Raw genomic sequence first — 10,611 nt, 5'->3', positions numbered from 1 at the left:
AGAAAATTATCATAAATAGATAAAATATAACTATTTAATAATATTATCATGATATATATAAGGTTTGAGCTCGGTATTCTACCGAACTCAAACCTTAGAAGTCATCTAAAATTATTTTTTTAAATTCATGGTGTCAGCTTATAGATGGGCTTATCATTTATAAATTAAACATGTGATTCTGTTAGTTCTAAAAATTCTTCAATATCTTTATGCACTGAATCCAGTGCTTCTTGCCAGAAGTCTGGTTTTCTCAGGTCAACATTTAAGTGCTTTTCAGCAAGGTCTTCTGTAGTCATGCTCGCAGTATCGCGAAGAAGTGCAATATAGTCATCTTCAAGTAACGTATCGTCTTCTAAGAAACGGTTGTATATACCTAAGCTGAAAAAGTATCCAAATGTGTAAGGGAAGTTATAGAATGGTACGCCTGTAATATGAAAATGTAACTTTGTTGCCCAGAACATTGGATGGTATGAACGAAGTGCATCTTGATAGGCTTCTTTTTGTGCTTCTTCCATCAGTTCTTGCAGTCTGTTGCTGTCTACAGTTCCTTGTTGGCGTTCATCATATAAATTGCGTTCAAAGATATAGCGTGCATGGATATTCATCATAAAAGTCGCACTTCTAGCAATTTTTTCATCTAGTAAGTTGATTTTTTCTGCATTGGACGTTGCATTTTCAATCGTTGCATTTGAAACGACAAGTTCTGCAAATGTAGAAGCTGTTTCTGCAACGTTCATTGCGTAACGTTGGTTAAATAGTGGTAAATCACGCAGGACATAACTATGGAATGCGTGTCCGAGTTCATGTGCGAGTGTTGACACGTTGCTTGTGCTACCGGAAAACGTCATAAAAATACGTGACTGTTTAGATTCAGGAAGATTTGAACAGTATCCACCTGGACGTTTTCCTGGACGATCTTCCGCTTCAATCCACTGCTCTTCAAAAGCTCGATGTGCCATCTCTGCCATTTTTGGACTGAATGATTTAAAGTTATCGATAATAAACGTTGCTGCTTCATTGTAAGTATACCGCTTGTTCGTATAATCACCTACGTCAACACTTGCTGTAACATCGAGCCATCCTAATTGATCAACACCAATTAGTTGCGCCTTTCGTTCAAAGTACTTTTTGAAAGGTGCTTTATTCTTTGTAATAGTATCCCACATCGTATCGAGTGTTTCTTCTTCCATACGGTTGTAGTCTAGTGGTACTTTCATATAATCTTTATAGTCGTGAAGCTCATAGTCGTTTAAACGGAATCCTGATAAATGATTCAGCGTTGTAGAGAATAAATCAGCTTTTTTCTTCCATGTTTCTTCCCAAGTTTTTAAAAGTTTTTCACGATGTTTTGGATTTTCTTCTGACTTCATCTTGTTTTCAAATTGACCGGCTGAATAATAAACGGTTTCATTATCTTCAGTTACTGGAATTTGAATAGAAGCGACGAGTTGGTTGTACATATTATTCCAGCCCTGTAAGCCGTCTAGTGATAAATGATTGATGATTGTTTCTTCTTGAGTTGACAGTAAATCTTTTTCTTTTTGTCGTATTTCTTCTAACGGGAAACGCATTGGTTTAAAGAAATCTTCCTCTAACAGCTTGCTAAATTGATCTTCAGTCAGTGCACTGATCTTTTTATTTAAAATAATATTCTGTGATGAGAGGTCTTTACGTAAGTTCGCAACCGCATTTAAATTCTGCATTGCTTTTTGATCGGTAACATCTGCAGATACTAAACCATTCGCAAAACTCCCCATCTCACCAAGCGCGTTTGAAATTTTTTCATAGTTTTGTAAGATTCCTTTCAGTGACGTAAAATCATTTGAATGTTCGTCCAGCTCCCAATTATCGAGTTCGTGAGAAAAAGCTGTAATACTATCTCTTACTTCTGATAATCGTTTTTGGAAAGCTTCAGATCCACTTCCACCAGGAAATATACTCTCCATATCCCATTTTTCTTTGTAGTTCATCAATTACCTTCCTCTCTAAATTAAAACGGTATTTATTTTTATCATACAGGAAATGAATGTAGAGAAACATTAATCACGCTGATATACATTAATAGTCCGAGCATTCACCTATGCTAACGATAAAAATAAGAGAAATATTTGTAGAATTTAAACTAATGAGAAAAAGCGATTTTAATTAACACAGCAAGAGTTAGGATTGCAGATGAGATGACTCTTGTTGAAGTGCTTAAAAAGAGGAAAATTAAAAGTTCTGCGATTGATGTCCATGAAGAGTCAAAGATGAATCGTAATTTAATTGGCATGGAGAATGTAGTCTTAACGCTATATATTGGAAAATGTTTTACGTTTATAGTCAAATATAATATAGACAAACTTACTTTATATTAATTCAACCTGTATAATTTGTTAATTCACTAGTTTGGAGGATAACTAGAAGTGTATCATAAGTGATCCAGGAACTAGATTTGATTATGACAAGAAAACTTGTTATAAACTCACCGCGCTAAATTGTTAGAACGGTGAGTTAAGTATCAAGATACAATGAAATTTCTCGAATTATAAGTCTTTAAATTCCATCTTATTACTTTATCTATTTTTATTTATCAAATCCTCTATATATAATCCCATAAGTACTACAACTTGAAATAGGATTAAACTAGCACCAAAAGTGAGTGACACTAAATGGTATAGATAGAGCTGTAGAAGCTAGCAAAATAATGCTTGGTAAATCCATTTATTCATCTGTTTGTTTTTAACAAAATAAACTTCTAAAAGGCCGAAAGCTATACCTATTAACAAATATACTATTATATAATTATTCACTTTCTGAACCCTGATTTCTTTTTTGACATTGGAATGAATAATTAAATTTTCTCTGTCTGCCGCAAAATGATTTATATAAACGAAAACCTGAGTCTCAGCTGTTAATGTTTTTTTGTGAGTTTTGACTTTATCCTCTTTTACCGGGATATCAATAAGCAATTCAGCCCTTATAACCTTCGCTCTTGGAGCTCGGGGACATAAGTTCTCAAAAGTTATTATTTTTTCTGGAGATATTTATGTCCCAGCCTCAATATAAAAACACAACGTAAAATTGAGGTGTACCTAGGGATTATGCAGCTTAATACTTATCGAGTTCCAGCATTTCTCTAAACGTTTCACCGTTATAATCTCTTCTAAAAATGCCGCGTTTTTGCATTTCCGGAATGACTAAGTCGACAAAGTCTTCAAGACTTCCCGGGAGTGTTGGAGGCATCAAGTTAAATCCATCTGCGGCACCTTCATTCATCCATCTTTCTAATTCATCGACAATTTCTTCAGGTGTGCCAATGAGTGTTAAATGTCCACCTCCAGCGTTGAGATAACCGAGTAGTTCTCTGACTGTGGGATTTCTGTCTTTTATAATTTCTAAAACAGTTTGATAACGTCCAACAGGTCCTTTGAATTCTTCGACTGGTGGCAATTTTGGTACTTTTTCGTCGAGTTTCCATGATTTTGTATCTTGCTGAATAAAGAATTCGAGCTGATTAAGTGCAGTATCAATTGGAAGTAGGTTGTCTAATTTTGCTTTCTTTTCTTGCGCTTCTTCTCTTGTTTTACCCACGTAAGTCACTAGCCCCGGAAATACTTTGATATAGTTGTCTGGACGACGGCTTTCTTTTATGGCTTGATTTAATTTTTCACGATAAATATTTGCTTGTCTTAAGTTCCAAGAAACTGAATAGACAGCATCAGCATATTTCGCAGCAAGTGCAACACCTTCTTTTGAAGCCCCAGCTTGCATAGCCACTGGCTTACCCTCTTTTCTTAAAGGTAAAGTTAGCGGACCTTTAACTTGGAAGTTTTCACCATTGTGATTGAATGGCTGAATATTCTTATTTTTAGTAATTGTGTTATTTTCTTTATCTGGCTTGTAGCTTTCAATTGACCACGATTCAAATAATTTATTCATGACTTCAGCAAATTCATCCGCTTTCTTATAACGAACGGCTCTCTCAGGCAATTCAGGTATACTGTGATTTTGTGCTTCGCGGTCGGTCATTGATGTCACTAGATTCCATCCCATGCGTCCTTTTGTTATGTGTTGCAGTGTGAGTAACTGTCTTGCTGTGGTAAATGGGTTATTAAATGTACCTGAAATAGTTGAAACAAGTCCAACGTTATCTGTGACTTTACTCATAGCAGTTAATGCAACAATTGGGTCAAAATAACTCGCTGGTAATTCTGTTGGACTATCTGCGGGGAAGGCTTGTGAATCTGCGAAAAATACGGCATCAAATTTTCCGCGTTCTGCAATTTTTGCCAGATTTTCATAATATTCAATTGTCGTGAATTCATTGACACTCGAATCATCTTCTAACCATGCTGCCTGATGATGACCCACACCATACATTAAAATTCCCATATTTAACTGTTTAGAATTATTCATAATATATACCTCCTAGTTCATAGTAAGTCCGCCGTCTACCGTGATGTTTTGCCCTGTAATCCCATCTGCTGCCTCAGAACAAAGATAAACAACCATATTAGCAACGTCTTGTGGTGTTGTTACTTTTCTCAATGGTGTGGACTGTGCGATTAAATCAAATACTTCTGGTGTTGTGACTGCACTTGCGTCTGTTGTTTTCAGTAAACCGCCAGAAACAACATTTGCACGGATACCATACTGTCCAAGTTCTGCTGCAACGTTTCTGGTGAACCCAATTAAAGCAGCTTTTGCAGTGGTGTACTCGTGATATGGTACTACAGGATTTTGATATAGATTCGTTCCAATACTAATTATTGCACCGTCTTTACGTTCTAAAAACTGTGGCATTACACTTTGTGATACGTTAAATGCAGCTTTTAGTGTCCCGTCTAACTGTTGTTCATAATCCTTGTAAGTTAAATCTTTAAATGCTTTTTGAGCGGTTGGATCAAATTTAAAATTAACGAGTGCATTGTTTACAACAACATCAATCTGGCCGAAATGTTCAGTTCCTTTTTTTACTAATTGTTCAACTGCTTCACGGTCTGTAATGTCCGCTTGAATCGCAATCGCTTGTGCGCCAATTTCTTTTTGTAACTTCTCTGCTTCTTCCTTACTTTTGTTGTAGTTAATTATGACATTAAAGCCTTTTTCACTCAGTGCTTTTACGATATAGCTACCAAGTCCTCTTCCGCTTCCCGTTACTAAAACTGTTCTTGTCAAATAAATCACTCCTATAATTTTTTAAAATAAAAAAATACGCAACCTTCATAGGAAAGTTACGTATCGAGAGTAAATTATATGTCCACAAAGACATAGATATACAACTGTATCGATGTAACACTTTCCTACGCTAGTTTTAACTAGATCAGGTTCAAAGGGTCTGAGGTTTCCCTCATCTAAGTTTATATAAACACCCCTAGTGCGAATCTATTCTATTTAACATCATTGTAGTACTTTACAAAGATACGTCAAGTAAACCACAAATTATTTGAATTGGAAAAAACGCAATTCAAATTCAATTCTGTAACTGTACTGCTTTCTAGTTTTTATATGATTGAGTGAATGTTAAAAGGTAGTTATCAGCATAATTAAAATCTAATTTTATTTGCAATATTTAACTTTTTAGAGTAACTTGAGGTTATTGATTGGAAAAATTAAATAGTTAAGACCACTGGAAGTGTCTTTGAAAAAGGCTGAGATTAAAGTGTAGACTTTGGGATTCCGGGAACCTGATACAGTTCATACTGGCGTAGGAAAGTGGCGAAAGTAATATGTTTTGATACATACTTGCGCTGTTTTTCTATATAGAAAAACAGCGCTTTTTTTATGTTAAGGGGTGACATAATGCTTATTGCAATTACATATTTTAAGATATTAATTTCCAAGGATATTATTCATTTCAATACGATTTCATCCTGTATCGATTATCTTTTACTTCGTACACCCATGTCCGACAACGAGTTATCATCGTTCCTTTGTCAGCTTATTCATTCAGGTTTTCCCAAAGAAAAAATCATCATTCATACTTCGACTAAATTGCTGGAATCTTTTCGTTTAACTGCCATCCACTTTAGAGAAAACGATCCAACTGCATTAACGTATAAAAAAGAACATCCGGATATTTCAGTCAGCATGTCTGCTCATTCACCTGAATCTGTCAAGAAAGCACAGGACAATCATCTCGACTTTGTATTATACGGCCATATATTTGAATCGAGTTCAAAGAAATCTTTGCCGCCGCGTACACATCAAGAAGTACGTGATGCACTGTCTTATGATATTCCTGTCGTTGCACTTGGAGGTATCAATTCAACAACTATCAATCAATTGCCGGCAGGTTTCAGTGGTATCTCGGCAATTTCTGCACTTATGGATGCATCACCCAATCAAATCACCAGATTAAAAGAAGAATGGCAAATATTAAATTTGATGTAAGCAAATGCTCCATTGCTTAGACATTATAACGTGGTTAATACATTTCCCAGCTGTCGCAGTACTTAAAAAAAACTCTCACTTGAAAGGATGAAACAATATGCAGTGCACCGTTAACGGAGAACTCCATTATTTTGAAAAGGATATTACCTTAGCTACCCTGCTGGACCACCTGGATGTAGATGATAATCGTATTGTAGTGGAACACAATGGGGAATTGATTAAAAAAAGTGTATTTAAACAACAAGCAGTGAAAAATAATGATCGACTTGAATTATTAGAATTTGTAGGAGGCGGATAATATGTTAGAAATTGGGGATTTAAAATTTAACTCAAGGCTATTTTTAGGTACTGGAAAGTTCTCAGATGAGAAAATACAGGGCGCAGCAATTGAAGCGTCAGGTACAGAAGTGCTGACTTTCGCTGTCAGACGTATGAACTTATTTGATAAAGACCTGCCCAACCCGCTGGCAAATATTGATTTAAGAAAATACACGACATTTCCGAATACAGCAGGGGCGAAAACAGTGGAAGAAACTGTACGCATCGCAGAAATCGCAAGACATGCGGGCGTCTGTGACATGATTAAAGTTGAGATTATTGGTGATGATAAGACATTACTGCCTGACCCAATTGCGACATACGAAGCGTGTCAAATACTGCTGGACAAAGGTTATACAGTCTGTCCATATATTTCAAACGATGTCGTGCTTGCAAAAAGACTCGAAAGACTCGGTGTTCATGCAATTATGCCGCTCGCTTCTCCTATAGGTACGGGACGCGGTATTAATAATCCATTGAATTTAAGATATATTGTAGAACAATCCAGCATCCCTGTTATTGTGGATGCAGGAATCGGTTCACCAAAAGATGCGTGCTATGCTATGGAGCTGGGCGCAGATGCGGTATTATTAAACACCGCTGTATCGAATGCCAAAGACCCGGTCAAAATGGCAGAAGCGATGAAGCTTTCAATTGATGCAGGGGTGCTGGGTTATGATGCAGGACGTATTCCGGTTAGGTATTCTGCACAGGCCTCAAGTCCTGCTGAAGGACTGGAGTTTCTTTAATGGAAAGATACGACAGGCAAATGAAATTTAATGACTTTGGAGAGAATAGTCAAAAAAATCTGATGTCAGCCACACTGATGGTGATGGGCGCCGGTGCACTTGGAACACACGTTTCTGAAATGCTTGTGCGTATGGGTGCAGGTAAACTCATCATCATCGATATGGATATTGTTGAAATGACCAACCTGCATCGTCAGGCTTTATATACTGAAAAAGATGCAGAAGATATGACGCTGAAAGTTAATGCTGCCAAAGAAAAATTGTGTCAGATAAACCGTAATGTTGAGATTGTACCGATCAATGCAGAAATAAATTCCAGTAACATCTCCGCAATCTTAAGAAAGTATCAGCCGGATATTGTAATTGACAGTATGGATCATTTTGAAATACGCTTTCTGATTAATGAAGCCTGTCATAAGCTTGATATCCCCTGGGTATATGGTGCCGCTGTAGGCAGTAAGGGAAGTGTGTATGGGATTGATTTTAAAGGACCTTGTTTAAAGTGTTTGATGGAAACTCTGCCATCGACGGGGGAAAGCTGTGCAATCAACGGTGTACTTCCTCCTGTAATTTCCCTCATTGCCAGTATGGAAGTTTCTGAAGTCATTCGTTATTTATCAGGAAAAGGTTTTTCCAAGCAGCTCATTACTGTAGATACTTTTAAAATCGGCTTTCAAACGATAAATATAGATGAATTAAAGAATGAAGACTGTGTGGTCTGTAAGAATCGGGTATATGAACAGTTGAATAAAAATATGCTGGCCACTGTACAATCTAATTGCGGAAGTGTATATACACTCAGGTTCGACGAATCGGTTTTCAATCAGGAGCTGCCCGGTAAAACTATCAGGGCAAGTGCATTTGTTAAGTTATTGACTTATAAAAAATATAAGCTGACCTTATTTAAAGATGGCAGAATGAATGTTCATGGCATCTCTCGAAAAGAAGAAGCAAATGCTTTATATCATGAAATGATTGAGAAACTGAGTGAATATCCTGTATAAAAATATAGTGTGAACTATCTTGCACTAACCCCAGGATGTGGGAGTAAAATAAAAACACTTTCGTTGAATTCATATTAAAATGAATTTATACGGAGGTGTTTTTTCTATGAAAAGAGTGGCATATTCAGTTGAAACAAAATATAAAGTAGTAGAAATGAAACTTAAAGGATATAGTACAAGAGAAATTATGCATACTTTAAACATTAAAAATAGACTGTACAAAATATAATTTGAGGTGATTTGAGATGGAAATGAATAGTTATATGATAGAGAACTTTGCTACTGATGCTGTTAAAAATTATTGCCTTCATACTTCTAAAATTAAAAGCTATATTGCTAATGAAGATAAGGAACCAGGTTATGATGGACATCTAAAAATTTATGATTCAATCAGTCAGACTAAAGATGATTATTTAGGTAATATACCTGTTCAAATAAAAGGGAAGAAAGCAAAAAAGAAGCAACCTAGTTTATTTAAACAAAATAAAGTTAATAAAAGAGATTTGGAAATGTATTTAAAAGATGGAGGATGCTACTATTTTGTAGTTTTAATTAATGAAAATGGTGAGAGTCAAGTTTATGGTCGTCAATTACTTCCTATGTATCTAAAATATAAACTAAAATCGAAATCAAAATCAGTGACAATTGAAATGTATGAAATTACTTCTTATAAAGATTTTTATGATAATTGTATTCAATATTTAAAACAAAGCAAGAAGCAAGCTAACCCTATTGAGTTTTCTATTAATAAAAAAAGAAATCAAAAAATGACAATTACATCACCCGAAAATATAGTGACAGATAAAAATGGATTTCCTTTAAATGACTTTTATAGTTTTATCCATATTAATGATTCAGATATTAAAGTTACAGTACCGGATGAGATATTACGGCCAGAGAAATTTTCTAAATTACAAAAAGGAAGTATTTGTTCAGAGGGAAAAGTGATATATGAAGGTAATATAAGATTTGATGTTACGTCCACATATACATCAATAATTATAGATGAAAGCTTCTATTTGACTAAATACAATGAAAGTAAAAAGGCAAAATACTCTTTATTACCAATAAAAAATATTGACAGATATCTAGAGATTTTAAATTTAGTCAAGGCACTTAGTAATGGAGGAGAATTTATATTTGAAGATGTTCAAGTTATATTAGATAAGTTTAAATTAGATAAAAGTGTTGATAGGATCATAAGTATATTAACAGAATTTAAGCAAGTAACAGTGGAAACTGATAATCTAATTAAAAAAAGCACAATCATTAATGATGATAATATTGAAAAACAACTCGGTGAAATGGTTGGAATTATAAAAATTATTAAAAACAAAGAATTCAATGCATATAATATGAAAAAAGATAAATTCTACAAAATTTTATTTGGTAATAACAATTTTATTTTATGGAAATATAATAACGTAATATATAATGTCTTCTCTGATAATTTTCTTGAACGAGTAGAATTAGTCGTTGATAATGAAACAATGTTAGCAATTTATTCTTTTAATACGAGTTTTATGATTAATACAATAAATTTTGATTTTCAATTAATTGAGAAATATTTAAAAACTGAAGATTTTTCAAATATTTCAATTCAAAAATGGAATTATATCAATAATTTTTGTTTAGAGTTAATAAAATCATATGATATAACGAAAGAACTAGGCTTTTTAAATATTGCAGAATTTATATTAAGTAATATTGATATAAAAGATATTGATAGCACATTTATAACAAAGATAAACTTAGCACAAGTAAAAATAAGAAAAGACGAAAGGTTAGAAAGTGATCTTGAAAAATTGCTTGTAGAGTTAAAGTAAAAATTAAAATCAATAAGCAGTGATGACGCTTCACTACATTTAAGTATAATATTTGGCAGTAAAACAGAAGCAATGATATATTTTGAAAATCTAAGTGAAGAAGAACTAGGAGTTTTTAAAAACTATCCAATTTATTATCTGTATCAAAAATTATTATAATTAAAAAATAAATATTGGTTAAAGAAAGGAGATTTCTTTTAATGTTATCAGATAATATTATAAAAGAATTATATTCAAAAGAAGATATCCGCATAGAATTAGAGCTCACACCACATATGTTTAATAAAAGAATGGAAACCATTGCTAAGCTTTTTAAAATTGATATGAAAAACTTTCACA

General features: G+C 34.0%; 12 protein-coding genes and 2 riboswitches. Of the genes, 8 read left to right on the top strand and 4 right to left on the bottom strand.

The genetic code is table 11. The features are described from left to right. Nucleotides 1-164 precede the first annotated feature (164 nt). Complete coding sequence (locus tag ACTHW2_RS06765) at nt 165-1,970, bottom strand: M3 family oligoendopeptidase (protein WP_069855783.1); 1,806 nt, start codon at nt 1,968-1,970, stop codon at nt 165-167. Nucleotides 1,971-2,138: 168 nt separating this feature from the next. Here ACTHW2_RS06765 and ACTHW2_RS06760 point away from each other — a divergent pair, with 168 nt between their 5' ends. Further along, nucleotides 2,139-2,357, top strand: a complete 219-nt coding sequence (locus ACTHW2_RS06760; RefSeq protein ID WP_369477398.1) for an NAD(P)-dependent oxidoreductase — start codon at nt 2,139-2,141, stop codon at nt 2,355-2,357. A 318-nt stretch (nt 2,358-2,675) separates the two neighbouring features. Here the strand turns inward: ACTHW2_RS06760 and ACTHW2_RS06755 are convergent, their stop codons facing one another. The 3 genes from ACTHW2_RS06755 to ACTHW2_RS06745 form a co-directional block, all read right to left on the bottom strand. Then, on the bottom strand, nt 2,676-2,951 hold the full coding sequence (locus ACTHW2_RS06755) for a hypothetical protein (protein ID WP_069854474.1): 276 nt from the start codon (nt 2,949-2,951) through the stop codon (nt 2,676-2,678). 139 nt (nt 2,952-3,090) lie between these two features. After that, nucleotides 3,091-4,398 carry an NtaA/DmoA family FMN-dependent monooxygenase gene (locus ACTHW2_RS06750; RefSeq protein ID WP_069854475.1) on the bottom strand — a complete coding sequence of 436 codons (1,308 nt, stop codon included), beginning with the start codon at nt 4,396-4,398 and terminating at the stop codon, nt 3,091-3,093. Between the two features lie 12 nt (nt 4,399-4,410). Beyond that, nucleotides 4,411-5,160: a 3-oxoacyl-ACP reductase gene (locus ACTHW2_RS06745; RefSeq protein WP_069854476.1), complete on the bottom strand. Its 750-nt coding sequence runs from the start codon at nt 5,158-5,160 to the stop codon at nt 4,411-4,413. Nucleotides 5,161-5,265: 105 nt separating this feature from the next. Further along, a riboswitch (TPP riboswitch) is annotated at nt 5,266-5,368 on the bottom strand. Between the two features lie 235 nt (nt 5,369-5,603). Then, nucleotides 5,604-5,713: riboswitch (TPP riboswitch) on the top strand. A gap of 71 nt (nt 5,714-5,784) precedes the next feature. On the opposite strand from ACTHW2_RS06745, the gene ACTHW2_RS06740 reads away from it, so the two are divergent. From ACTHW2_RS06740 to ACTHW2_RS06710, 7 genes are all read left to right on the top strand, one after another. Next, a complete protein-coding gene (locus ACTHW2_RS06740; protein WP_081329740.1) occupies nt 5,785-6,375 on the top strand; it encodes a thiamine phosphate synthase in 591 nt (196 codons plus the stop codon). A gap of 97 nt (nt 6,376-6,472) precedes the next feature. Continuing rightward, nucleotides 6,473-6,673 carry a sulfur carrier protein ThiS gene (thiS, locus tag ACTHW2_RS06735; RefSeq protein ID WP_069854478.1) on the top strand — a complete coding sequence of 67 codons (201 nt, stop codon included), beginning with the start codon at nt 6,473-6,475 and terminating at the stop codon, nt 6,671-6,673. Between the two features lies 1 nt (nt 6,674). Beyond that, complete coding sequence (locus ACTHW2_RS06730; protein ID WP_069854479.1) at nt 6,675-7,442, top strand: thiazole synthase; 768 nt, start codon at nt 6,675-6,677, stop codon at nt 7,440-7,442. Then, complete coding sequence (locus tag ACTHW2_RS06725) at nt 7,442-8,446, top strand: HesA/MoeB/ThiF family protein (RefSeq protein WP_069854480.1); 1,005 nt, start codon at nt 7,442-7,444, stop codon at nt 8,444-8,446. Before ACTHW2_RS06730 ends, ACTHW2_RS06725 begins: the two co-directional genes overlap by 1 nt. A gap of 79 nt (nt 8,447-8,525) precedes the next feature. After that, complete coding sequence (locus tag ACTHW2_RS06720; RefSeq protein WP_442263204.1) at nt 8,526-8,675, top strand: hypothetical protein; 150 nt, start codon at nt 8,526-8,528, stop codon at nt 8,673-8,675. A gap of 16 nt (nt 8,676-8,691) precedes the next feature. Beyond that, nucleotides 8,692-10,272, top strand: a complete 1,581-nt coding sequence (locus ACTHW2_RS06715; RefSeq protein ID WP_442263202.1) for a hypothetical protein — start codon at nt 8,692-8,694, stop codon at nt 10,270-10,272. Between the two features lie 200 nt (nt 10,273-10,472). After that, nucleotides 10,473-10,611 (top strand): DUF6038 family protein (locus tag ACTHW2_RS06710; protein WP_442263203.1); only part of this gene is annotated, 139 nt, incomplete at its 3' end.

Source organism: Tissierella sp., assembly GCF_052089545.1.
GTDB lineage: Bacteria > Bacillota > Clostridia > Tissierellales > Tissierellaceae > Tissierella_A.
The sequence above is the reverse complement of the archived record's forward strand: the minus strand, read 5'-3'. Positions and strand labels throughout refer to the sequence as shown.